Source organism: Antrihabitans stalactiti, assembly GCF_012932915.1.
Taxonomy (GTDB): Bacteria; Actinomycetota; Actinomycetes; order Mycobacteriales; family Mycobacteriaceae; genus Antrihabitans; species Antrihabitans stalactiti.
Genome location: NZ_VCQU01000017.1, coordinates 1 through 24,210, shown reverse-complemented (window position 1 = coordinate 24,210; position 24,210 = coordinate 1). Strand labels below are relative to the sequence as shown.

General features: G+C 63.9%; 25 protein-coding genes. 8 read left to right on the top strand and 17 right to left on the bottom strand.

What is annotated here, in order from left to right; genetic code table 11:
• Positions 1–13: 13 nt before the first annotated feature.
• From FGL95_RS30730 to FGL95_RS30715, 4 genes are all read right to left on the bottom strand, one after another.
• Positions 14–1,039, bottom strand: coding sequence for a DNA polymerase IV (locus FGL95_RS30730; RefSeq protein WP_169594580.1), 1,026 nt, complete (start codon positions 1,037–1,039; stop codon positions 14–16).
• Positions 1,036–2,268, bottom strand: coding sequence for a DUF6596 domain-containing protein (locus tag FGL95_RS30725; protein ID WP_169594578.1), 1,233 nt, complete (start codon positions 2,266–2,268; stop codon positions 1,036–1,038). Before FGL95_RS30725 ends, FGL95_RS30730 begins: the two co-directional genes overlap by 4 nt.
• 4 nt (positions 2,269–2,272) lie before the next feature.
• Positions 2,273–2,644 carry a YciI family protein gene (locus FGL95_RS30720; protein WP_169594576.1) on the bottom strand — a complete coding sequence of 124 codons (372 nt, stop codon included), beginning with the start codon at positions 2,642–2,644 and terminating at the stop codon, positions 2,273–2,275.
• A gap of 81 nt (positions 2,645–2,725) precedes the next feature.
• Positions 2,726–4,183 (bottom strand): NAD(P)-binding domain-containing protein, encoded by a 1,458-nt coding sequence (locus tag FGL95_RS30715; protein WP_169594574.1) that lies wholly within the window; start codon positions 4,181–4,183, stop codon positions 2,726–2,728.
• 109 nt (positions 4,184–4,292) lie between these two features.
• Here FGL95_RS30715 and FGL95_RS30710 point away from each other — a divergent pair, with 109 nt between their 5' ends.
• A complete protein-coding gene (locus FGL95_RS30710; protein ID WP_169594572.1) occupies positions 4,293–5,972 on the top strand; it encodes a GMC family oxidoreductase N-terminal domain-containing protein in 1,680 nt (559 codons plus the stop codon).
• A gap of 4 nt (positions 5,973–5,976) precedes the next feature.
• Here the strand turns inward: FGL95_RS30710 and FGL95_RS30705 are convergent, their stop codons facing one another.
• Complete coding sequence (locus tag FGL95_RS30705) at positions 5,977–7,035, bottom strand: Atu2307/SP_0267 family LLM class monooxygenase (protein WP_169594570.1); 1,059 nt, start codon at positions 7,033–7,035, stop codon at positions 5,977–5,979.
• 98 nt (positions 7,036–7,133) lie between these two features.
• Between FGL95_RS30705 and FGL95_RS30700 the strand changes: the two genes are divergently transcribed.
• The 3 genes from FGL95_RS30700 to FGL95_RS30690 all read left to right on the top strand — a co-directional run bounded on the left by FGL95_RS30700 (position 7,134) and on the right by FGL95_RS30690 (position 8,972).
• Positions 7,134–7,685 carry a TetR/AcrR family transcriptional regulator gene (locus FGL95_RS30700; protein WP_169594568.1) on the top strand — a complete coding sequence of 184 codons (552 nt, stop codon included), beginning with the start codon at positions 7,134–7,136 and terminating at the stop codon, positions 7,683–7,685.
• Complete coding sequence (locus tag FGL95_RS30695; RefSeq protein WP_169594566.1) at positions 7,682–8,107, top strand: PaaI family thioesterase; 426 nt, start codon at positions 7,682–7,684, stop codon at positions 8,105–8,107. Before FGL95_RS30700 ends, FGL95_RS30695 begins: the two co-directional genes overlap by 4 nt.
• A gap of 97 nt (positions 8,108–8,204) precedes the next feature.
• Entirely contained in the window at positions 8,205–8,972 is a 768-nt protein-coding gene (locus FGL95_RS30690; protein ID WP_169594564.1) for an acyl-ACP thioesterase domain-containing protein, read from the top strand.
• 6 nt (positions 8,973–8,978) lie between these two features.
• Here the strand turns inward: FGL95_RS30690 and FGL95_RS30685 are convergent, their stop codons facing one another.
• Complete coding sequence (locus FGL95_RS30685) at positions 8,979–10,637, bottom strand: FAD-dependent oxidoreductase (protein WP_169594562.1); 1,659 nt, start codon at positions 10,635–10,637, stop codon at positions 8,979–8,981.
• Positions 10,638–10,746: 109 nt separating this feature from the next.
• Between FGL95_RS30685 and FGL95_RS30680 the strand changes: the two genes are divergently transcribed.
• Complete coding sequence (locus FGL95_RS30680; protein WP_169594560.1) at positions 10,747–11,241, top strand: SixA phosphatase family protein; 495 nt, start codon at positions 10,747–10,749, stop codon at positions 11,239–11,241.
• A gap of 38 nt (positions 11,242–11,279) precedes the next feature.
• Here FGL95_RS30680 and FGL95_RS30675 read toward each other — a convergent pair whose 3' ends face one another.
• Complete coding sequence (locus FGL95_RS30675) at positions 11,280–11,915, bottom strand: TetR/AcrR family transcriptional regulator (RefSeq protein ID WP_169594559.1); 636 nt, start codon at positions 11,913–11,915, stop codon at positions 11,280–11,282.
• A gap of 134 nt (positions 11,916–12,049) precedes the next feature.
• Here FGL95_RS30675 and FGL95_RS30670 point away from each other — a divergent pair, with 134 nt between their 5' ends.
• Together FGL95_RS30670 and FGL95_RS30665 are read left to right on the top strand one after the other, a co-directional pair.
• The gene (locus FGL95_RS30670; protein ID WP_169594680.1) at positions 12,050–13,084 is read left to right on the top strand and encodes an oxygenase MpaB family protein; all 1,035 of its coding nucleotides are present in this window, start codon (positions 12,050–12,052) and stop codon (positions 13,082–13,084) included.
• Positions 13,081–13,632 (top strand): peroxiredoxin-like family protein, encoded by a 552-nt coding sequence (locus tag FGL95_RS30665; RefSeq protein ID WP_169594557.1) that lies wholly within the window; start codon positions 13,081–13,083, stop codon positions 13,630–13,632. The genes FGL95_RS30670 and FGL95_RS30665 overlap by 4 nt, the downstream gene beginning before the upstream one ends.
• 46 nt (positions 13,633–13,678) lie before the next feature.
• Here the strand turns inward: FGL95_RS30665 and FGL95_RS30660 are convergent, their stop codons facing one another.
• From FGL95_RS30660 to FGL95_RS30620, 9 genes are read right to left on the bottom strand one after another with little or no spacing between them, the layout of a single operon-like run.
• Positions 13,679–14,290, bottom strand: coding sequence for a hypothetical protein (locus FGL95_RS30660; protein WP_169594556.1), 612 nt, complete (start codon positions 14,288–14,290; stop codon positions 13,679–13,681).
• Complete coding sequence (locus tag FGL95_RS30655) at positions 14,287–15,639, bottom strand: MFS transporter (RefSeq protein WP_169594555.1); 1,353 nt, start codon at positions 15,637–15,639, stop codon at positions 14,287–14,289. The genes FGL95_RS30660 and FGL95_RS30655 overlap by 4 nt, the downstream gene beginning before the upstream one ends.
• A gap of 56 nt (positions 15,640–15,695) precedes the next feature.
• Positions 15,696–16,343, bottom strand: a complete 648-nt coding sequence (locus FGL95_RS30650; protein WP_338080100.1) for a TetR/AcrR family transcriptional regulator — start codon at positions 16,341–16,343, stop codon at positions 15,696–15,698.
• A gap of 32 nt (positions 16,344–16,375) precedes the next feature.
• Complete coding sequence (locus tag FGL95_RS30645) at positions 16,376–18,172, bottom strand: SDR family oxidoreductase (RefSeq protein WP_169594551.1); 1,797 nt, start codon at positions 18,170–18,172, stop codon at positions 16,376–16,378.
• A 14-nt stretch (positions 18,173–18,186) separates the two neighbouring features.
• A complete protein-coding gene (locus tag FGL95_RS30640) occupies positions 18,187–19,233 on the bottom strand; it encodes a ferredoxin--NADP reductase (RefSeq protein ID WP_169594549.1) in 1,047 nt (348 codons plus the stop codon).
• A gap of 9 nt (positions 19,234–19,242) precedes the next feature.
• Positions 19,243–20,091, bottom strand: a complete 849-nt coding sequence (locus tag FGL95_RS30635) for an SDR family NAD(P)-dependent oxidoreductase (protein ID WP_169594547.1) — start codon at positions 20,089–20,091, stop codon at positions 19,243–19,245.
• Positions 20,088–21,575 (bottom strand): flavin-containing monooxygenase, encoded by a 1,488-nt coding sequence (locus tag FGL95_RS30630; RefSeq protein WP_169594545.1) that lies wholly within the window; start codon positions 21,573–21,575, stop codon positions 20,088–20,090. Before FGL95_RS30630 ends, FGL95_RS30635 begins: the two co-directional genes overlap by 4 nt.
• Entirely contained in the window at positions 21,572–22,549 is a 978-nt protein-coding gene (locus tag FGL95_RS30625; RefSeq protein WP_169594544.1) for an AurF N-oxygenase family protein, read from the bottom strand. The genes FGL95_RS30630 and FGL95_RS30625 overlap by 4 nt, the downstream gene beginning before the upstream one ends.
• A gap of 2 nt (positions 22,550–22,551) precedes the next feature.
• The gene (locus FGL95_RS30620) at positions 22,552–23,556 is read right to left on the bottom strand and encodes a diiron oxygenase (RefSeq protein WP_169594542.1); all 1,005 of its coding nucleotides are present in this window, start codon (positions 23,554–23,556) and stop codon (positions 22,552–22,554) included.
• Between the two features lie 143 nt (positions 23,557–23,699).
• Here FGL95_RS30620 and FGL95_RS30615 point away from each other — a divergent pair, with 143 nt between their 5' ends.
• On the top strand, positions 23,700–24,035 hold the full coding sequence (locus tag FGL95_RS30615) for a DUF4873 domain-containing protein (protein ID WP_169594540.1): 336 nt from the start codon (positions 23,700–23,702) through the stop codon (positions 24,033–24,035).
• 42 nt (positions 24,036–24,077) lie between these two features.
• On the opposite strand, the gene FGL95_RS32680 is transcribed toward FGL95_RS30615, so the two are convergent.
• On the bottom strand, positions 24,078–24,210 hold a 133-nt coding region (locus FGL95_RS32680), incomplete at its 5' end, for a hypothetical protein (protein WP_240963446.1).

Here is a 24,210-nt window from a genome sequence, read left to right as displayed (position 1 = left end):
AATATCCCACTGGTCAGGGCTGATGCGCGAACTCGACCCGAACTCCGAGTAGCCGAACCGGGCGGTCCAGCGGAAATAGGTCCAGAACGGCCAGCGCGGCAGCGACGATGGCGTCGACAGACGACGTGGGCGAATCCAGCTTGCGGATCTTGGTCCGCGTGTAGAACGAGGCGGTCCGTACGGTCACCGCGACACGCGAAACGAGGCGTGAGCCGCCCACTTCGGCCGCGACCCGCTGCGCAAGAGCCGTCACCTGGGCGTCGATATCGGCGCGATCGGTCAGGTCGGACGCGAAGGTCGTCGAGTGACTCCGAGAGGTCGGCTCGCGAGGCGTCGTATCGACTTCCGTTCCGCCTATGCCTTGCCCTAGCCGCCCCAGCCACGGACCGATCCGTGGACCGAATTCCTTTGCAAGCAAAGCAGGTTCGGCACGGGCAAGGTGGTCGACTGTCGAAATACCGAGTGTCTGGAGCCGAATTGCCGTGCGCTTGCCGATCCCCCACAACGCCTCGGTCTGTCGGTGGGCCATCAGCTCCGACCAGTTGTCGGCCGTAACTCGGTACACACCAGCAGGTTTAGCGAACCCAGTGGCGATCTTCGCGCGCAACATGTTGTCGCCGATCCCGACCGAGCACACCAAACCCGCACGGGTCGAGATCGCTGCGCGAATGTCTTCGGCAAGCCCCTCCGGATCGGCGGTCTCGGCGCCGGCGAACGCTTCGTCCCAACCAAGAACCTGCACCGGCAGCCCGAACGACCGCAGGATCCCCATCACCTCGGCCGACGCTTCGTCGTACGCGGGACCGTCCGATGGCAAGAACACCGCCTCGGGACATTTGCGGAAAGCCGCCCGAAGGGGCATCCCCGCGTGGACGCCGAACGCGCGAGCTTCGTACGACGCGCAGGCCACCACCTGCCGCGCTTTCGTCGGATCTCCAGAACCGCCGACGACCACCGGGACTTCCAGCAACTGCGGGCGGCGTCGCTTCTCGACCGCTGCGAGGAACTGGTCGAGATCGACGTGCAGGATCCACTTCATCGAGATGACTGCGCAATCCGGTCGGCGCGAGTCTTCAGATACCGCTGTTCGGCAATGTTCGTCGCGGCCCGCGCTGCGGCGCGGTAGTGCTCGACCGCTGCCCCCAGGTCGCCAGCCGACTCCAGCAGATGCGCCCGGACCACGTCGACCCTATGCTGCGAGGCCACCCGATCGTCGGTCGCAACAGCGTCGACAGCGGCCAACCCAGCGCGTGGTCCATGCACCTTCGCCACCGCGACCGCGCGATTGAGCCGCACGACGGGATTGTCGGTCAGCTGGTCCAACAGCGTGTACAGCGCGAGGATTTGCAGCCAGTCGGTCTCCTCGGCCGTGGAGGCTTCGTCGTGGACAGCGGCGATAGCAGCCTGCAGCTGGTACGGACCAGCCGAATCACGGCTCATCGAGGCGGTGATCAAGTCGACGCCCTCGTCGATCGCCGCGCGATCCCACAGGTGACGGTCCTGCTCGTCCATCGGAATCAGCATGCCGCCTTGGCCGATTCGCGCGTCGCGCCGCGCATCGGTGAGCAGCAACAGCGCGAGCAATCCGGCGACCTCGCCGTCGTCGGGCAACGCGGCATGCAACATTCGCGCGAGCCGAATCGCTTCGCCGGACAGCTCGATTCGCGTCATGACCGGACCGGCCGTGCTCGCGTAGCCCTCGTTGAAGATCAGGTAGATCACCTGCAGCACCGCGGCCAGCCGCTCGGCTTGCTCACCGGAAGGCGGCATCCCGAACGGGACACCGGACTTGCGAATCGCCTGCTTTGCGCGGCTGATGCGTTGCCCCAACGTCGCCTCGGGGACGAGCAATGCGCGGGCGATCTCGGTCGTCGTCAGACCGCCGACCGCTCGCAGCGTCAGCGCGATCTGCGACGGCATCGTCAGCGCAGGATGACAGCACAGGAACAGCAGGACCAGCGAATCATCCTGACCGTCAACGGGTTCCACGTCGGCGACGGGAGCACGCGCAGCATCGGTCAGCTCTCGCTCGCGACGTGCGGACTCGTTGCGGAGGAGGTCGATCATCTTGCGCGAGCCGATCCTGATCAACCAGGGTCGCGGATCTTGCGGAACCCCGTCGACGGGCCATTGCTGTGCGGCGACGAGAAGTGCCTCCTGGACCGCATCTTCGGCGACGTCGAAATGCCCGTACCGGCGAACCAGCGCGCCGAGGACCTGCGGCGCGAGCTCACGCAGCAGGTCCTCGAACTCAGCAGAATGCCGCACCGGCTCAGTTGTCCCCGGTGGGCGGTGCACCAGGGATCGGGCGGACCTCGATGGTGTCGCCGACGTTCTCGGCAATACGAGCAGCGATCGCCATCGCCCGGTCGTGCGACGCACAATCAACGATCGCGAAGCTCGCGAGCACTTCCTTGACCTCGGCGTACGGTCCGTCGCTGGCGACCGGTCCGGTGGCGGTCTTGCGGACGGTCTTGGTCACCGACGGATCTGCCAAACCCTCCGTCAGCACCAGCTCTCCGGATTCCGTCAACTCGGCCCCGATGTCTTCGTAGAACTTGCACGTCGCCGCAAACTCGGGGCTCGTGTAGTCGAACGATTCCCAGTCCGCCTTGTTGGTGTACGCCAGCAGTAGATATTTCATCGCGTTGCTCCTTGCGGGGTAACGAAGGTCCCTTTGGATCCTTCTACGCGATACCTCGATGCCGCCAGGCGGATTTCGACATCACACAGTCGTGAAATCGGAGGCGTCGAACTTGGCGGTTCTACGACGGTATTCGGTGACGGTTCCTGGCCAGTTGGAACTCACTCGCCCGTTCGCGTTGCGGTACCAACTGCTGCACTTCGACCACACCCCGTCGACCAGACGCTCTTGCAGGGACCGATCGAACTTCTCGGCGACCTCGCCTCGCACCGAGATCGGCCGACCGGTTGCCTGCGAGTGCGCTATGGCCTTGCCGATGTATCGCGCCTGGCTCTCCAGCATCGTCACGATGGACCCCGAACCGAGGTTCGTGTTCGGCCCGTACATGAGGAACAGATTCGGGAAGTCGACGACGCTCATACCCAAGTACGCCTGCGCACCGCCCGCCCACTGTTCACGCAGTTCCTTGCCGCCGCGTCCCCGGATCTGCATCGGTGCCAGGAAGTCGCTCGCCGTGAATCCAGTCCCGAAGATGATGACGTCGACATCGTGGTTCACGCCGTCTGTGGTTCGCACCCCGGTCGGGGTGATCTCGTCGATTCCCTCGGTGACGACCTCCACGTTCGGCTGCGTGAGCGACGGTAAATAGTTGCTGGAAAACAGGATTCGTTTGCACCCGACCGGATAGTCGGGCCACAGCTTGGCCCGCAACACCTTGTCTTTGACCTGATACTTCAGGTGCGTGCGGCAGGCCTGTTCGATCGCCTTGGACAGCGGGCGCGCATAAAGGAACGCGATGCCCATGGTCTCGGTGATGCCGAACCAGCCGAGCCGCTCCGCGCGCTGAGTGAGCGGTACGCGAGTGAACACCTTGTGATGCCGTGCCGAGAACTCAGTGTCGGGACGCGGTAGGACGTAGGGAGGCGTGCGTTGAAAGAGCGACAGCCTCGCGACCTGCGGCTGAATCTCCGGCACGAACTGGATCGCGCTCGCTCCGGTGCCGATCACCGCGACCCGCTTCCCTGCGAGGTCGACGCTGTGGTCCCACTCGGCGGAGTGGAAGCTCGCCCCTTCGAAGGTGTCGCGGCCCTTGATGTTCGGCCAGGATGGCCGCGACAGCTGCCCGACCGCCGAGATCACGACGTCCACCTCGACATCGCCGCCGCTGGTCCGCACGGTCCACCGCGAGGTCGACTCGTCGAAGTCGGCGCCTGTCACTGCGGTGCTGAAACGTATGTGCCGCTTGATGTCGTACTCGTCGGCGACGCCGCGCAGATAGTCGAGGATGGCGGGCTGCTCGGAAAACCGGCGCGGCCACAACGGGTTCGGCTCGAACGAGAACGAGTAATACGGCGACGGGACGTCGCACGCCGCTCCCGGGTAGGTGTTCTCGCGCCACACTCCGCCGACGCCGTCGGCGCGCTCGAAAATCACCAGGTCCGTGTAGCCGGCCTTCTTCAGTTCGATCGCTGCGGCAAGGCCGCCGAACCCGGTCCCGACGATGGCGATGGACGGGCTTGCTTTGTTCTCGGATGTCACGCCTCGACGTTAGGCCCCGAGACGCTGCAATGGTGCAGGTGGCCGAATTTCTCGATTTCCTGGCCGCAACACACTTCAGCGCCTGCACACCACCGCCTACCGTGGTGTCATGACTGACTTCGACTACGACGTCCTGGTGATCGGTTCCGGCTTCGGCGGCAGCGTCACCGCACTCCGCCTGACCGAGAAGGGGTATCGCGTCGGCGTGCTCGAAGCGGGTCGAAGGTGGGGTCCCGAGAATCTGCCGAAAACGAACTGGAACATCAAGAAATCCATCTGGGCGCCGAAGCTCGGCCTGACGGGCACACAGCGCATCAGCCTGCTCGGCAAGTGCCTCGTGTTCAGCGGATCCGGCGTCGGTGGTGGTTCGTTGATCTACGGCAACACGCTGTACGAGCCGCTGCCCGCGTTCTACTCCGACAAGGCCTGGGCGCACATCACCGACTGGCGTTCCGAACTCGCGCCGTACTACGACCAGGCCAAGCGGATGCTCGGCGTCACGACCAACCCGAGGCTCACACCAGCGGACGACGTGCTCAGGCAGGTCGCCGACGATCTCGGTGTCAGCGACACCTTCCACCGCACCGAGGTCGGCGTGTTCTTCAACGAAGAGGCGAAGGGCGAACTAGTCGCTGATCCGTACTTCGGTGGCGTCGGTCCGCAACGCAAGGGCTGCGTCCACTGCGCACAATGCTTCACCGGCTGCCCACACAACGCCAAGAACACGACGGACCGCAACTACCTCTACCTCGCCGAGAAGGCGGGCGCGAAGGTCCACGAGCTCACAACCGTGACCGCGGTGTCACCACGGCCCGGCGGTGGCTACAACGTGCACACTCGCCGGTCCAACGGTGTGGTACGCAGGGGCACAACGACTCTCACCGCTGAGCACGTCGTCTTCGCCGCTGCCGCGTTGGGCACGCAGAAGTTGCTGCACCAACTGAAGGACGACGGCACCCTGCCGAACCTCTCGCCGACCCTGGGTGAGCTGACACGGAGCAACTCGGAAGCGATCATCAACGTGTCCGCCCGTAATCGGAACGACTTCGCCCAAGGCATCGCGATCACGTCGTCGATCCACCCGACGGCGGATACGCACATCGAAGTCTGCCATTACGGCACCGGTCAGAACGTGCTCTTCCCGCAGACCGTTCCGATGATCGACGGCGGGGCGTTCCGTTTCCTGCGGTTCCTGCTCGCAATCGTCTTGCACCCGTTGGTGTTCGCGCGCAGCCTCAACGCACACAAAGCATCGGACCGCTCTGTGATCCTGCTGGTCATGCAGTCGCTGGACAACTCGCTGACCTCCTACCGCAAGCACGGCCAGCTACGGACCGGTCCGGGCATCGGCGAGCCGAACCCCACCTGGATACCGCTGGCACACGACGTCGCACGGCGATTCGCGAAGAAGGTCGAAGGTGACCCGCAAAGCTTGGCGACCGACATCTTCAACGTGCCCGCGACCGCCCACTACATCGGCGGCTGCGTGATCAGTGACTCGGCCGAGCACGGCGTCATCGACCCGTTCCAACGGGTCTACGGCCATCCAGGTCTGCACATCGCCGACGGTTCGGCGATCACGGCAAACCTGGGTGTGAACCCGTCGCTGACGATCACCGCGCAGGCCGAACGCGCTATGGCGTTTTGGCCGAACAAGGGCGAAGCCGACACCCGGCCGCCGTTGGGCGCGCCGTATCAGCGGATCGCGCCGGTCCGTCCGAAGGCTCCCACGGTCCCTGACTTCGCCTCCGGCGCGCTGCGCTTGCCACTGTTCGACGTCACGAACTGACCGATCACCCCGCCGAGCGCGCGAGCGATGGAGTATCAGCCTCCAGCAGCTCGCGCACTCGCGGGATGACGGCCGAACCGTAGAGGTCGATAGTGTTCATCAGGAGCTCGTGGGGCATCGTCCCGTTGCTGTACTTCAGGTCGAAGCGGTCCACACCGAGCGCCGTCACCGTCTTCGCTATCTTCTGAGCGACGGTTTCCGGCGACCCGACGTACAGCGCCCCGTGATCCACCTCGGCTTCGAACCCAGTCCTGGTGGCAGGTGGCCAACCGCGTTCCGCGCCGATCCGGTCGCGCATCGCCTTGTAGTGCGGGTAGACCAGGTCACGCGCCGTGCGGTCGTCGTCGTGGATGAACCCGGGCGAGTGCACCCCGATCGGTAGCGCAGGGACCTCCAACTGCTCCAGCGCATTTCGGTAGAGCTCGACATACGGAGCGAATCGCACGGGGTCGCCACCGATGATGGCGAGCATCAACGGCATGCGATATCGAGCGGCGCGAACGACCGACTCCGGTGAGCCTCCGACGCCGATCCACACATCGAGGTTCCCTCGTTCCGTCTTCGGATAGACCTCGGTATCGATCAGGGGACGCCGGGTGGCGCCTTCCCAGGTCACCGCCTCCTCGGTTCGAAGAGCGTCGAAAAGATCGAGCTTCTCGGCGAAGAGCTTGTCGTAGTCGGCAAGGTCGTAACCGAAGAGCGGGAACGATTCGGTGAACGACCCTCGTCCCAGCGTCACTTCGGCCCGCCCGTTCGAGACCGCGTCCAGCGTGGCGAAGCGCTCGTAGACCCGCACCGGGTCGTCGGAGCTGAGCACCGTGACAGCGGTCCCGAGCTTGATCCGCGAAGTACGCGACGCTGCGGCGGCGAGCAGGATGTCGGGAGCCGACACGGCGAAATCGTCGCGGTGATGCTCGCCGATCCCGAATGCATCGACGCCGAGTTCATCGGCGAGTACCGCTTGGTCGACGGTATTCCTGATCACCTGAGCCTGGTGAAGGCGGTTGCCATCGCCGTCGACGGTCACGTCGCCGAAGGTATCGAGTCCGAATCGAACGTCCACGTAACACTCCCTTGCCCTGCAGTAGTTGATTGTTCAACGAGTTACCGCCTGGCGGAATTCCCGCTTGCAACCCCGCCAGACCGAACTATATTCGGTATATGCAGGTTCGAGATCGGTTACTGCTGGCAGCAGAAACGGAGTTCGCGGACAAAGGCCCACTCGACGCGCGGTTGGCCGACATCCGCGCAGACGTCGGGGTGTCCGTCGGCGCGCTGTATCACCACTTCCCCGACAAGTCGGACCTGTATCGCCAGGTCTGGTTGCACGCGCTGGCCGACTACCAAGCGCAGTTCTGGGCAGCGGTCGGCGAGTGCACCACAGCACGCGAGGGCGTCGAAGCGGGCGTCGTTGCGCACCTGCGCTGGATCGACGAGCACCCCGCGCGCGCAAAAGTGCTCTCCGCAACCAGGCCCGCGGGTGTGGAACAGTCTCCGAGCAATCGGGAGTTTTTTCGAAACACCATGCGCTGGTGGCGAACTTACGCCGGGTATGGAGCGGTCCGGGCCTTGGACTTCGAGATCGCCTACGCATTGTGGCTCGGTCCCGCGCAGGAGTACTCACGACTGTGGCTCGACGGAGCGGTCACAGCGGCACCAGCGACTGTCGCCGCGACCTTCGCCGACGCAGCGTGGAAGGCGGTCCAGGCATGACGATCACTCTCGACGACGCCCAAGGCGTCTTGGCAGCACAGCCCTTCGCCTCGCTGGTCGGTGGGCGAATCGCTGCGTTCGAGACCGGATCGGCAACGTTGGAGATTCCGATCACGCCGGCGTTGCTGCAGCAGTTCGGCGTGGTGCATGGTGGCGTTCTCGCCTACTCGGCCGACAATGCGCTGACGTTCGCAGCTGGGTCCGTGCTCGGCCCCAAGGTGCTGACCAGCGGATTCACCATCACCTACCTTCGCCCGGCTACCGGGTCGCTGTTACGTGCCGAAGCTTCCGTGGTCAGCGCGACCCGTCGACAAGCAGTCTGCCGCTGCGAGATCTTCAGCATCGCGGACGGGCGTGCGCCGGTGCTCTGCGCGGCCGCTCAAGGCGCCGCCAGCGTCGTCGACGACATTCCCGGGAGCTGAACGCGGTTCCTTGCCGCCATGCGGTACCAATGACACCGGTAATGTGCGATAAGTCGGTGCAATGCCGACAACGCGGGCGTACGAGGAGCCAGTAGCAGTGTCATTGGATAAGCCGCTCCCCCCACCACCTCCGGGAGGGCTCGGATTCAACACGGCGTGGCCGGTGCGCGCCGCTGATGTCGACCCAGACAACCGACTCCGCTTCGACGGCGTCGCGCGGTACCTGCAAGACATCGCGTGGGAAAACCTGCACGCGACGTTCTTCGAGCAGACTGACCCGTACTGGTTGGTCCGGCGGACGGTCGTCGATGTCATCCGTCCCGTCATCTGGCCGGACGAAGTGTCGCTGCGCCGTTGGTGCTCGGGCATGTCGACCCGCTGGACGAACATGAGAGTCCAGATCAACAGCGAACGTGGCGGGTTGATCGAATCCGAGGGGTTCTGGATCAACTTCAGCGACAAGACAGGCATGCCGTCGCGCATCAGCGACCGCGGCCTCGAATACCTCGGTACAACCACCGACCAGCATCGCCTGCGGTGGAAGGCGTGGCTGACCGACCCCGCACCGCCGGAGTCCGACGCCGACATGCAATTTCACATCCGCGCGACCGACATCGACCAGTTCAACCACCTGAACAATTGCGCTTACTGGCATGCGGTCGAGGAAAAGCTGGTCGACCTGCCGAAGCTGGTCGCCAAACCGCATCGAGCGGTGATCGAGTACAACAATGGCGTGCTGCCTCGCGACCACGTCATGGTGCGGTCGCGCTACGACAACGACACCGAGGTACTGCGGTTGTGGTACCTCGTCGACGGCACGATCCGGGCAGCAGCGCGCGTCAGTCCACTCGCCGAATACGAGTAGTCTCCGTCAGTCCTTGGTGACGGCGACCATCTCGTCGACGGCCGTGAACTTCACGCGCGGCCGTCCACCAGCCTTGCCACGCTGACGCTCTGCCTGGTCGATCTTGCGCCAGCCGGTCCGGTCGATCAGGTCCGCCTGGCGCTCGTCGAGGAGTTGCTTCAAGGCGTTGCGGTCGTGTGCCGGCTTCTCGAGCTTCATGGCCTGGAAGTCCTGCAGGATCAGGTCGACCGTTTCGTCGGCGTCGGTCTTGTTGGTGCCGATCACACCGCGCGGACCACGTTTGATCCAGCCGCTGACGAACACACCTTCGACGGGCACGCCAGCCTCGTCGATGACCCGGCCGTTCTCGTTCGGCACGACACCGCGGCGATCGTCGAACGGCAAACCCTCGATGGCAACACCGCGGTAGCCGACGGACCGAATGACCAAACCGGTGTCGATGGTCTCCGTCTGGTCGGTCGCGACCGCGCTGCCGTCGACAAGTTCGTTGCGGACGATCTTCAGGCCTTCGACCTTGTCGGACCCGATCACCTCGACCGGCGACGCGAGGTAACGGAACACGATGCGCTTCTTCGACGGGTCGACCGGCCGCGCGGCGTACTCACCGGCAAGCTGGACCTTCATGCGCAATGACGGCTCGGCGTCCGCGCTGTCGACCTCGGCCTGACTTGCCGGGTCGAGCACGAGGTCGTCGGGGTCGATGACGACGTCGATGTCAGGCAGATAACCGAGCGCAAGGAACTCCGGCGACGTGTACGCCGCCTGGGCGGGACCACGACGACCGAGCAGCACGACCTCACGAATATTGCTGTTACGCAGCGCTTCCAGCGCGTGGTCGGCGATGTCGGTCTTCTTGAGAGCATCGGGTCCGAGGGTCAGCACACGGGCGACATCAAGTGCGACGTTGCCGTTGCCGATGATCACGGCGCGCTCACCGGACAGGTCGAACGTGCGGTCCGCGTAGCTGGGATGGCCGTTGTACCAGGCGACAAATTCCGTCGCGGCGTGGCTGCCTGGCAGGTCTTCACCAGGGATCTCGAGGCGGCGGTCCGACGATGCGCCGACCGCGTAGATCACCGCATGGTGGTGGGCGAGCAGTTCGTCGTGGCTGATGTGCTTGCCGACCTCGACGTTGAGGTAGTACTGGAAGGCCTCGCGCTTGAAGGCCGACTCGAACATCGCGGTGACGCCCTTGGTGCCCGGGTGATCGGGGGCCACGCCGGCGCGGACGAGGCCGAACGGAGTCGGCAGCTTGTCGAACATCTCGACCTCGACGTCGGCGCGCTTCAGCAAGGCTTCGGCGGCGTAGCACGCGGCCGGTCCGGCGCCGACGATCGCGACCCGCAACGTCCCGAGTTCTTTCGCCGGACGCGGGGGAACCTTCAGCGGCGACAGGTCGGATTCCAGCGGATGCCGATCGAACCAGGCAGCGTTGATGTCCTTGAACCGCGCCAGCGGCGCCGACAGCTCGTCTTCGGAGAAGATGGCGTCGACCGGGCAGGCGTCTACACAAGCACCGCAATCGATACAGGTATCCGGATCGATGTAGAGCATCTCGGTGTTCGCGAACTCGCGCTGCTCCGGAGTCGGCCGAATGCAGTCCACTGGGCATTCACTGATGCAACTGGCATCGTTGCAGCATCGTTGCGTGATGACGTAGGCCATTGATCGATCCCTGTTCGCGCGGAGGTCGGAGCAGCGGTCATGGTAACCGGAGTTTGAACATTCATTGTCGCGTGTGACGCGGCCGGATGGGCCGCATACCGTGTCCGGTATGACCTCGCGGGTTCTCATCCTTATGCGGCACGGAAAATCAGCCTATCCGACCGGCATCGGCGACCACGAGCGCCCTCTAGCACCGCGCGGTCAACGGGAAGCTGCGCTGGCAGGCGACTGGTTGCGCGAGAACCAACCCGTCGTCGACGCCGTCCTCTGCTCGACCTCGACGCGCACCAGGCAGACCCTCGAAGCAACCGGGCTGATCGCCCCGACCACGTACGAGGAACTGATCTACGGCGCCTCACCACACGAGTTGATCGACCTGGTCCGCAGCGTCGACGACGCGGTCGACACGTTGCTCATGATCGGCCACTCCCCCGGAATGCCGTGGACAACCTGGGAGCTCGCGGCGAACCGAAGCTCGCCTGCCGCCGACGCGGTCAGTAAGAAGTTCCCCACCTCCGCCATGGCGGTCCTCGAGTTCGACCAGCCATGGAGCGAGCTCGACACCGGCTTGGCGGAGCTCACGATGTTCCACATCCCCCGCTAGTCGTGAGTCTTTTCGGAGTCCAGAGACTCCAAAAAGACTCACGAGGTAGCAGCGTGCGAGTTGATCTCCATTCGGCGAAACCACAGCTCGACGCTGTCGAGAAACGCCACGACGGCGAGTTCGCGCGTCGTTGCGCCGAGCGAATAGCCGACCGCAAGCCCGACACCAGTCGCCAGAAGTGCGGCGCAGGCCCGCTCGAGTAGTTCGGGGTCGACCGACTGCACTCCGAGCGCGGCGGCCTGCACAAGGACCAGGGCTTGGATCCCAGCGATGAACCCATCGACGGTGTCACGGTTGGACTCTTCTTGCAGCGGGTCGCTGCGAGTGGCGATCGTGAAGTCGGCGGCGAGTCTGATCCAGGCCGGTTCCTCGAGCAGTTTCTCCCACTGCTGTTGCGTTGCAATCCTTTTGGCATCCATGCCGTCGGCAGTAAGGACCGCAGTGGACAGCCCTGCAAGCACGTGTTCGAAATGACTGCGAAGCACGTGGAGGCACAGGTCCTCTTTACCCGCGAAGTTGCCATAGATCGACCCGTGCGTGCGGCCCGCCTCCTCGGCGATCTGCGCGATCGTCGTCGGGTGGTAGCCGCGGGCCAAGAACACCCGTTCCGCTGCCGACACGATCAGGTCGCGGGTCTGCGCTTGTAATTCTTCACGCGTCAACGCCTTCGGCATCGGCTCATTCTTCCTCACCCGCTTCCCATTGCCATGGCGGCCCAATTCATATAACTTTGCAATACAGATTGCATTGTAATCTCAACAGCCGACACAACGACGTGAGAGAAGGTCTCGTGAGCTTCGTCAGCGAAATGTTGAGCAAGACGCCCGACGAACGCCGAGCGGCAGACAGAAAGTACGACTTCCTGCTGAAGCTGCACGGCAAGAACGGCGATAAGGCACTCGCCATGGCCGAGGCTCCGCGGATCGACGATGGATATTTCGGTCCGGACTCGATCAGTTGGAAGGTCTACGAAAACGTGCTCGTCGCCGGAATGGGCGCGATGTCAGGCCTCGTTCTCGCCATGCTCGATCCAGTCGGCGCATATGGGGTCGGGCAGCACTCCGTCTACTACTACGACACGCTCGGCAGGGCTCGGCGGAGTCTGTTGTTCTTCGCCGGTGCGGTATTCGGCGACAGCGCGACCGCAGACAAGGTCGGTCGTGACCTGTTCCGCAAGCATTCGCACGTCAACGGCGAGATTCCTGGCAACGGCCAAGAGTTTCGCGCCAACCATGTCGAGGCCTTGAAGTTCACCTATGTGGCCGGGTGGCAGCTCCTGTGGCGCGCCTACAAGACCTACGGCGATCCGAACGCCACGGCGGACGACGAGCGGCAGTTCTACGCCGAGCAACACAAGGTCGCGGAGTTGCTCGGGATCCCTGCCGGGGAACTGCCGCTGACGCCGGAAGCCGTGGACGCCTGGGTGCGCAACGCCGAGCAAAATATCATGGCGTTCACCCGACCGGCCCAAGAAATCGTCGACTTCCTGACCTCGCCACCCTGGACCCCGGTGTGGCCTCTCGGCGGGATCAATCTGTTTGTGCGCCTGTTCTTCTGGTCCTCGGTACCGCTGCTGAGTCCGTACGTCCGAGAGATCATCGGGCTGGCGAACATACCTATGCGCACCAAACTCTCCGCGGCCGTCATCAAGCAGGTCGCCAAGGTAGCCACACACCCGCTCGTGGACCACCTGATCGTGCCGTTCGTCGGCTACGAAATGTGGGGATACGCGCATAACGCGCTCCGCCACACACCGGAGACCGGGCAAGTCCCCTTCACCCACGACCCCGGTTTGACGCTCCAGCGAGGTAAAGGCGGCACGTTGCAGGAGGTCGGTCGATGAGCCGCGTAGACGTCATCGCGAACGAGCGGTTGATCGACGACCGCCACCATCAGCACGAGATCCGTGATTTCTGGCGCGACGGCCCCGTCGCATTCGTGTTCCTTCGTCAATTCGGCAGCGCATTCGCGCTCGAACAAGCGCGGGCGCTCAATGGCCGCTACCCCGACATAACGGCAGCGGGGGGCAACGTGGTGTTCATCGGGCTGGGTACACCGATTCAGGCCTTCACCTTCCGGAAGCGCGCAGGCACACGGTTCCCCGTGCTGACGACCAATGACCAGACCCTGTACCGAACGATGGGTCTGCAGCGGGCCTGGATCGGTGCGCACGGACCTGCCAATGTCGCGCCGCTGGTCGGACTCATCCGCACAGGCGTGTACCCGTACCAGCGGACCGGCGACAACCGCCAACTCGGCGGAGTCTTCGTCGCCAGCATCGGCGGCAAGGAAGTGCTCTGGGACTTCCGCGCTCATCACGCCCACGACATCGCCCCCGCCGACGACATCGTCAGGGCGCTGAACTCGGTCGTAACCGAACAAGCCTCGTGAGTCTTTTTGGAGTCTCTGGACTCCAAAAAGACTCACGACAGTGGGGTTAACCGGGGAGCAAGTCGCGGAGTCGTTCGATCAGCGAATCCTTCACCGCCTTGCTGACCTTGGCATTGATCATGCGGGTGATGTCGTCGGGATCGTTCAGGTCGGCGAGCAGCGCGCGGAGGTCGAGGTCGTTGATCACGCGGCGCAGCACGTCGTCGGTCTTGAGGGCACCGTTGACGAGTGAGTCGGGCAGACGGCGGATCAGCCATTCGACGTAGCCAGGCAGGTCCGCGTTGTCGAGCGCCTCGTCGGTGAGATCGGACGCGGACGGCAGGGTGCCTTCGGACTTCATCCGGTCCACCGCGTCGAGCAGACCCGCCCGCATTGCGTCGATCTCGGCGTCCGTGCGCTCCCCCGGCTGCGCCAGTCGCAGCACCAGCGCCTCGCGGGAGATGTGCAGGCGGCATGCGGCGCCGTCCAATCCGATGAAGACCAGACGCGCGCCGAGCGCTTCGATGCCGGTTGCGAGCGGTTCGATCACTCTGGCCTTGCACGGGTCCGCAGGCTGCGCAGGTGCAAAATCACCGCCGCCGTGCGCGACCTGGAAACCGAGCACGACGCTCACCAGCACCGCAGCAATGACAGGAAGGACCGCCGCGCGCAGCCTCATGCGTGCACCCGCCTGCGTAGCCGACCGAACGGAATCAGAGGCACCAGCGCGGCAAGCGCCAAGGCCGCGCCGATGAGGAACGAGTCGCGAAACGCGTACGTTGCTGCCCGCTCGAGTTGTTCATCGAGGTTGCGTTCGAGCGTCGCCGCGGCCGCGCGCTGCTCATCGGCAACTTGCAATTCGGCAAACGCCGGGTGCAGGTCGGGCACGCGGCCGCGCTCGCGCGCCAGTTGGTCGCTCAATCCCTGGGCGAGCGCAATCTTCTCCTGCGTTCGCAACGGGGCATCCAACACCAGCCCGGTGATGGCCTCCTGCGCGGGTACCTGGGCGTCGACGAGGTCGGCGGTGAACACCGGCGTCAAAATCGCAAGGCCGAGAACGACTCCCGCGTGCCGAGCACCGATCGTCCAACCGCCGTGCATCGCTCGCGGCATCCGATCGCGCAGCGCCTCGAACGTGAGGGAGTCCACTGTCAGACCGAGTCCGAGGCCGATCAGCGCCTGTGGAGCGATCGTCCACGCCAGGTGCGCGGACGGGGGGATTGCGAGGCCGACCAACCCGCCCGCGATGAGGATGCAACCGGCCGCGGACTCCGAGCGCGGCCCAGCCCGGACTCGTCTGGCCAGCGGCGTGGCAATGAACGCTGCGACCGGCACTACCGACACGGTCAGCGCGGCGGTGGCGGGCGAGCGACCCCAGCCCTCGACGAGTAATAGGACGAGCAGGAACAAGGCGGCGGTCAGCGCAGCGGACAGCAAGACCAACGCGAGGTTCGGCGCGATCGCTGGGCGATGCTTGTCAACGGCGTGTACCGAATTGCCGCGGATCGCGAGCGCAGCCGGCACCGCGAGGACCGCGATCGGAACCTGGACGACGAAGATCGCCTGCCACGAAATTGCTTCGGTGAGAAGGCCACCCGCGACCGGCCCTACAGCTGTTCCGAGCACGCCCGCCGTGGTCCAGCGAGCGACTCCCCGTTTCTCGTCGGTCGCAGCGACCAGCAATTCCAGGCAGCCGACGAGAGCGAACGCACCACCCAACGCCTGCACGCAACGGGCGGCGATCAACACGTCCATCGTCCCGGCGAGCGCACACGCGGCCGACGCGGCAGCGAACATCGCGATCCCGGCCGCACACATCGGCGCGGGGTTGCGACGAGTACAGGCCCACGCCGCGGGCACTACTAGCAATGCCAACACGAGGTTGAACGCGATCAGCACCCAGGCAACCTGCGCAACGCTGCCACCGAGGTGCCGCAGGATCTCGGGCAGCGCGAGCGTGACGATCGCCGAGTCCGCGAGGACGACTCCAACGGTCAAGGACAGCAATGCAACTGCGGCACGACGCACGACAACAGACTTACACGCTCGTGAGTCTTTTAGGAGTCTCTGGACTCCTAAAAGACTCACGAGGTGATGGCGACGCCTCGTGACTCGAGCGTCGCGGCGAGCCCGCCCCACACGACGATGAGCATCTGTTCGACCAATTCGTCGGCACTGATGGTCGGGTAATTCAGCCACCGCAGCACCCCGAGCGCGACGGCGCCGAGGAGCGCGTCGACGACGACCTCGACGCCTTCCCCTGCGTTGCCACCGCCCGCTTCGATGATCGCGGTCAACGTGGCCGCACCCATCGCGGCGAGCGTCTGACCACCCGCACGGATTCGCTCCATCGCCGTCTGACCGTCGATGAAATGCGAATTGACCAGAAAGCGAAAGAGATTCGGGTGCTCGTCCACGAGTCCGATGTAGGCGGCGAGGCCCGATCGAATGGCATCCCGCGGTGGTCCCGACAGCTCGAGATGCGGCGTGATCCGCTCGAGCATCATCGCGTGGACCCGATCGCTGACGGCATCGAAAAGCTCGCTCTTGTCACTGAAGTAGCGGTAGAGCTTGGGCTTCGGCACCCCAGCCGTCTTGGCGATGTCGTCGACCGACACGTCCGGACCGAACAGCTCGATTGCTCTCACCGTCTCGTCGAGCAGCTGCTCCCGAACCGCCGCGCGATGCTCACGCCAACGGTCGGTACGCGCGTCTGTCCGAGTACCTGACACGCGTCCGATCGTAGGCGCCGCAGTCATGTCCGCTACTGAATGACCTGTCGTGCCGCTGCACCGAACCGCACGACCGCGGGCGCAAGCCTGCTCCCGTGGTAGCTGATGTGCGCCTCCGGCGTGACGGGAACGATCGACTTGTTCTTCTTGACCGCGTTGACGATTCGGTCGGCCACCTTGTCGGGCGTGTACCCACGCTTCTCGTAGAGCTTGTCGAACTTCGCCTGCTTCGACGCCTCTTCGTCCGCACTCACACCGGAAAACTCTGTAGTTGCAACGATATTCGTATGCACGATTCCGGGGCAGATCGTGCTGACGCCGATATTGGCGCTGGCGAATTCCGCGCGCAGGCAATCGGAGAACATGAAGACTGCGGACTTGCTGGTCGCGTACGAGCTGAAGCCCTGTTGCGGGCCGAAGGCCGCCATGGACGACAGGTTGACGATCTGCCCACCGACGCCGCGCTCGACCATCTTGCGGCCGAAGGCACGCGAACCGTTGATCACACCGAACAGGTTGATGTCGATGACCTTGCGGAAGCTCTCGCTCGACGTGTCGAGGAATCTGCCGGCGTGGCCAATCCCCGCGTTGTTGATCAGGATGTCGGGCACGCCATGCTTTTCGGCGACCTCGTCGGCGTGGGCCTCCACGGCCGCTTCGTCGGAGACGTCAAGCTGGTACGGGTGTGCCACACCGCCGAATTCGGCGATAAGTGCCGCAGTCTCCTTCGCGGACGCAAGGTTGACGTCCGACAGCACGACCTCCGCACCTTCGCGCGCAAAGGCCAAAGCGGTCTCGCGGCCGATACCGCTGCCGCCGCCGGTGATGACGAGGAGTTGGTCGCCGAAATATTTGCGATCGCGACCGACCTCGGCCCGGCGCAGCCCACGAGCGGGCTCGCCACCGGACAACGCGTCGATGAGTTCGATCGTCGCCTGAGCAAGGACCTGCGGATGGGAGAACGGCGACCAGTGACCCGCCTTGAGGTCGCGGCGCCAGAGCCGTTCGGTCCAGCGCGCTTCGTCGTCGTAGCCGGCAGGCCGGATGGCGACGTCCTGCGAGTCGACGATCAGCTGGACCGGAACCTTGGTCCGCCGCTCCCGCGCACCGACCGAACGCTGCAGAATGTTCGCGCGGTAGATCTTCATCCCGTTGACGAAGTCTTGTTCGAAGGTGTCAGCAAGATAGACCTTGTCAGCGGGCGTGCCCTGCGAGACATTCAAGAACAGCTTCCACAGCTTCTCGTTGATGGCCATGCCGAAGAGCTTCTGCAGGCCGGGCACCATGAACGGGAACGTGTAGCCCGACGACAGCAACTGCGATACCGGTTGCCACACGTTCTTGGGTGTCGGGCGCGAGATGCGCTTTTTCATCCACTGACCCACGTGGTCGATATTCGGGCCGGATACCGACGTGAACGACGCGATGCGCCGCTCCGCGTCCGGTTCACATACCGCCTCCCACAGCGAGATTCCGCCCCAGTCGTGCGCGAGCACGTGGACCGGGCTGACGGGGCTGACCGCGTTCGCTACAGCAAAGAAATCGGTCGCAAGTTCGGCAAGGCCGAATGCCTTGTAGTCCTTCGGATTTGTCGTCTTGCCGTGCCCGCGGGTGTCGTAGGAGACGACATGGAAACGCTCGACCAGATACGGCAGCACCCCGTCCCACAGCCGGTGGGTGTCGGGCCAGCCGTGTACGAGGATGATCGTCTCGCCGTCGAGCTTGCCCTGCTCGTAGACGGCAATCTCGATGTCACCGTTGCGCACGAATCGCTCGACCGGCGGCGCGACCGTCTTGGCTACGCGGCCCGGGGCCTTGGTATCTGTCATCGTTGGCTCTTCTTTCATTGGTCGAAAGCAATCTCAACATTGTCGCTCAGCGGCACAGCCTGGCAGGCGAGTGTCAGACCGATCGCCAGGTCTGCCTCGACGAGTGTGTCGTTGCGCAACATCCGCACTTCTCCTGTTCGGACCGTACAGGCGCAGGCACTGCACGCGCCTTCCCGGCAGGAGTATGGAGCGTCGTAGCCCCTGCTGAGCAGCACATCCAGCAGCGGCGTCGTCCGCGGCCACGCGACCTCGACCTTCGCTCCGTCGAGTTCGACGACGGCGGTGGCAGGGGTTTCGCCATCGGTGATCTCGGGGATCACGATGTCGGCGAACGGATCACCCGTCAGCGACTGGTAGCGCTCGATGTGGATATGCGAATCGGGCATTCCGATCGCGGCGAGCGCGTCGCCCACCACCGCCATGAACGGCGTGGGTCCGCACACGAACGCGTCGTAGGTCGGAAAGGGCGCCACCAGATCGACGAGCGCGTCGGCGGTCGGCAAACCCCGGTCGATTTCGAGCCAATGCTCGACGATGATTCGGTCGGGGAATTCGACCATCATCTCGTCCAACTCGGCGCCGAAGATCACCGAGCGCTCGTCCCGGTTTGCGTAGATCAAGTAGACGGTCGCAGCTCCGCCGACGAGGGCAGACTTCGCGATCGACATCAGCGGCGTCACGCCGCTTCCCGCACCGATCAAGAGCAGGTCGGCGTCCAACGACTTCGGGACGAACACTCCCGAAGGCGACAACACCGTCATTCGGGTCCCGACGGCCACGTTGTCACAGATCCAGTTGGACGCGTAGCCGTCGAATGTCCGCTTGACCGTCACGATAAGATCGTCGTCCAGATGCGGTGAGCTCGACAGTGAATAGCACCGAGCGACCGATCCTGTTGTCGCACTGGGAATTCGCAGTGTCAGAAACTGCCCCGGCTGGTACCGGAACTTGTGCACGAGGTGCTCGGGCACCTCGAAGACCACCGACATGGCGTCGTCGGTCTCCTTGATCACCTCGACGACCTCGAGGTTGTGGACATGGGTGTTCGCCGTTTCGGCCATCGCACTCCCCTATAGGTCGAAGCCGAACCGCTCGGCTGCTTTGAGCCCGACGCGGGCGATGGGCGCGCTGAGATCCTGATAGCGCGGACCGACGACGCGCGGGATCAGATCGAAGCCCCGCGCATCCGGACCGATCAGCACACGAGCCTTGTTCTTCTCCACGCCTTTCAGAATGATCTTGGCGGCAGAGCTCGGCCGGGTGAGCGCAATCAGCTCGAAACCCTCGCGCACCTTCTCGATGTCGTTGGTCTCCTTGATACCTCGTGCATTGACGGCGATGTTTGTCTTGATCCCGCCGGGGTGTACACACGTGACGCCGACGGGATACCGAGCGATCTTCATTTCCTGCCGAAGCGCTTCCGTAAACCCGCGGACCGCGAATTTCGCTGCGTTGTAGGCACTTTGCGACGGAATGCCCATCAGCCCGAACACCGAGGAGATGTTCACCACGTGTCCGTCGCCCGAGGCGATCAGGTCCGGCAAAAAAGCCTTGGTGCCGTGGGCAACTCCCCAGAAGTCGATGTTCATCAGCCAGTCGAAGTCTTCCCAGGTCATGTCGATGACATCGGCACTCAACGCGACACCGGCGTTGTTGAACACCAGGTTGACGCCACCGAATTCGGCGCGGACGTCCTCGGCGTGGGCGTAGACCGCAGCGCGATCGGCGACATCCAAGTTGTACGGAAGCGCCTTGACGCCCAGCTTCTCGCACCGCCCGGCGGTATCGGCGACGGCGGTCGTGTCGACATCGGAGAGCGCCAACCTCGTTCCACGCTCCGCGAGATTCAGCGCGAGTGCGCGGCCGATGCCCGACCCTGCCCCCGTGATGACGGCGACTTTGTCTTTGAAGTCCTTCATGGCTTCGTGGTTCCTATCAGCTCGTATTCTTCGGGTTTGATCCTGCGAGTGTCGCGCCAGTACTCCCAGGTGAAGCCGGCCCACAGCGTCCGGTTGTTGCCGTGCTCGTCGAGGTACCAACTCGAGCAGCCACCCGAGTTCCACACCGAGCCTGCCAGCTTCCGTTGCAGCTCGGCGTTGAAACGGTCCTGCACGTCGCGACGCGGGGCAATTGCTTTCGCGCGCTTGGCATCGACCAGCCGCAGTGCCTCGACGACGTAGCGGATCTGGGATTCGATCATGAAGACGATCGAGTTGTGGCCGAGTCCGGTGTTCGGACCGAGCAGAAAGAACGCGTTGGGCACATTGGCGACGGTGATTCCGCGGTGCGCCTGCATGCCTTCCTGGGCCCACCGATCGACGAGGTCCTCGCCGTCGCGGCCCTTGATGCTCAGGTGCTCGAACGAATCCGTGACGTGGAAGCCGGTGCCGTAGATGATTGCGTCGACCTTGCGCTCTACGCCGTCAGCAGTGATGATGCTGTCCGCCGTGACCCGTGCGATGCGTTCGGTGACAAGTTCGGTCTTCGGATTCGCGATCGCCTTGTAGTAGGTGTTCGAGCCGAGGAGTCGCTTGCAACCTGCTCGATAGTCGGGGGTGACCTTCGCACGCAATTGTCGGTCCGCGATCTGATTGCGGATGTGACGCTTTCCGATCAATTCGAGGCCGCGCAACAGATTCGGCCGCTTGTTCATGGCGTATGCGCCGCCCTCGGCACCCCAATAGATGCCGTTGCGGAACGCTCGACGCAGACCTGGCACATATTCGAACGCGGCTTTCAGACCTGCTGGGAAGGCGATGTTCTCGCGCGGGAGGACCCACGGCGCCGTGCGCTGGTAGACCTGCAAACTACCGACCTTGCCAACGATCTCGGGGACGAATTGAATTGCGCTGGCGCCGGTTCCGATGACGGCTACCCGCTTGCCCGCAAGGTCGTAGTCGTGATTCCACTGCGCCGAATGGAACGCGACGCCCTCGAAATTCTCGATGCCGTCGAGGTGCGGAATGCTCGGAATGTGGAGTGCGCCGATCGCCGACACGATGAACTGGGCGACGTATTCCTGTCCGTCGTCGGCGAACGCGTGCCACCGGGCTTCCGCTTCGTCCCAGTACCCGCGGACGAGCGTCTTGCCGAACGTGATGTGCGGACGCAACCCGTACTTGTCGGTGACCTCTTTGAGGTAGTCGAAAATCTCCGGCTGATATGAGAACAGCGACTTCCACTTGCTTCGAGGCTCGAACGAATACGAGTAGAGGTGCGTCGGCACGTCGCACGCGGCGCCGGGGTAAGTGTTGTCTCGCCACGTACCACCGACCTCAGTGGCCTTCTCGAGGATGATGAAGTCGTCCCGGCCGTCCTTCTTGAGGGCAATTCCCATGCCGAGGCCGGAGAATCCGCTGCCGACGATGAGGACTCGAGTATGGATGGGCTCGGTTGATGTCATGCGCTGCGCTTTCCGGTGAGTTCCTCGAAGATGTCGTCTGGCAAGGCACGCGCCAACCGCAGAATTCGCGTGCTGATCGCACCTTTGATGAAGCCGGCCTCGTGCGCGAACCGCAGCAACGGCTCGCCCGCAAACACGGTGTTTCGCTTGTACTGAGGGCTGGTCTGTGCGGCGATGAGACCTTCCAGGGCCCCGATGCCGACCGACCGATAGACCTTCGGATTGATCAGTACCGGGAAGACGCCGAGCACCATCACGGCGAAGACGCCACGGTGAAATGCGTTGGACGCCTTACCTCGCGCGGCGATGCTGCGCACCAATTCCTCACGGGCATAGGTGATGTGGCGCGCTTCCTCGAGGACGTGGATCTTCATCAGCTGACGCACGTGCGGCTGCACCTCGGGATCGTTCATCATTTCGCGTTGCAGCCGGTCGAGGACTTCCTCGATGAGCAGCGTCCCCGCATACGCCGAGGGCCCGATCGGTATGAGGCCGGTCAGCCGCAGAATCGAGCGGCTGAATTTCGGGGCCGTGTACGGCGCCAGCCCCGACTTGTTGATCAGTCGGCTGAACATCGTCGAATGTCTTGTCTCTTCGCCTATTTCGGCAAGGGCATAGCGGCAGTGGTCGTCGACGAGGCCGTCGCTCTCCAGGACGGTGCGCAACAGCATGCCGCTCAGCCCGACCTCGGCGAGGATGCCAAAGCTGAGCACACTGACCACTTCGTGCTTTCCGAGTTCGTTGCGCTGTTCGGGAGTCAGCTTGTCCCAAAGCTTTGTGCCGTACAGGGTTTGGCGATGTTCGGACATCCACTTCTTTTCCGGGTCGATCGGCGCGTCCCAGTTGATGTCCAGTTCGCCGTCGTAGGAGCGGTCCGCGGTCGAACGGAGCAGCCGTTGAGCGGTCTTTTGGCGGTCACCGACGTTGTGTCCCCGCGTGGTCGAGGCACCGGCGGTCGTTACTACAGAAGTCATTGCTATCGAGCTCCAATCATCTCGCGTTGCTGTTGCGGTGGCCACACTCGGCCGAGGCGCAGAACGGCTTTCGCCATCTCGCCGCTCACGCCGCCGAACAGCCCGACGCGTGAGCCGAAATGCACAAACGAATTCGTGACCGCACGCGCTTGCGTCGCGTACTGGTCGCTGAGGAATGCCGCGAGCAACCCGCGGACCGGGTTGATGCCGACGGCGCTGTAGGCCTCGGGATTGATCAACAGCGGATAGATCGACGCCGCAACGGCGGCTGCCGCAATCGAATGAATAGCGTTGGCGATTGCGTTGCGTTCGGCGATGGTGCGCTGCACCTCGGCTCGCGCGAATTCGATGTGACGATCGCCGGCGAGCGCGTGAATCTTCATGAGCTGCCGTACATGTGGCTGAATGTCGGGATCGACAGCAAGCTCCACGACGAGGCGATGCATGGCCTCTTCGACCAGCAGCATCGTTGCCCGCCCTGCGGGGCCTGTCGGCGCGAACATCACCAACCGCGACAGCAGGCCGACGGCACGCGGGCGTTTGTAGGGCGGGAGGTCCGCCTTGTTGATCAGCCGCCCGAACATTGTCGCGTTGCGAGTGTCCTCGTTGATCGCTGCGAGGCCGAATCGTGAACTGTCGTCGGCTAATCCGTCGGCTTCCGCGATGTCGCGGAACATGAGCATCGACAGCGCGCACTCGGCATAGACACCGAGCGTGAGAATGTTGACCAACTCGTGTTTGCCCAGTTCGGTTTTTTGCTGCTCGGTCAGCGAATCCCAGAGCCGAGTGCCGTATACCGACACCAGATGCGGTGGCAGCCAGTATTTCCCTGGCTCGATGGGCGCATCCCAGTTGATGTCCAACTCACCGTCGTAGCTCGCTTCTGCTGCCGCGAACAACAAACGCTGGGCGGTCTTCTGTCGTTCGCCGACGCCGCGACGGTGCACAACTCTGGCGCCCGTGGTCGTAGTCGGCCGGTGAAACCTAGCTTCGCTGTCGGACTCCATTGTCCAACTCCCTTCGCAGTACGTCTCGAACTATCGGTATCTCATACCGCCGGTTCCGTGTACTGTTCAGAGTGTGATCGAGGCCACCGACCTTGTCAATGACAACAAAGATGACGTCAAAGGTGGCGACAAGAGGAGGACCCATGAGCAGCGCCTTCGCCCACAGCCCGCACGAAGGTTCCGATTACATCGGCCCCGCGACGATCATCGTCCGCGGCACCGAGATACCTGCGCAGGTCGAAATCAAGGGATATCGGGAGCCGATCGACGGCATCTACCGCTGGATCGGTCGCATCGAACCCAACGACGCGCTGACCGAGATACTGGCCGGCGAGCAGCGCACGAAAGCCACGATCCGCACCGAGCACAGCGCACGGCCTGCCTATCTCGGCGACCCGGATCCATGGAATCGGTACCGCATCATCGGCAAGAGCACTCCCCCTTACCACGTGCCCACCGAGCTGAGCGAGGTCGAATAGCTCGTGAGTCTTTCAGGAGTCCAGGGACTCCTAAAAGAGGCTCTACTGACTCATCCGTGGGTCTCTGCCGGGTAGCTGGGGTCGGGAACCGCCGAGGCTGAGCATCGCCAGCGCGACGACGGCTTCGGGGGTGTGAAACCCGAAGCCGCGTCGCGTGATCAACCGGATCTTGGTG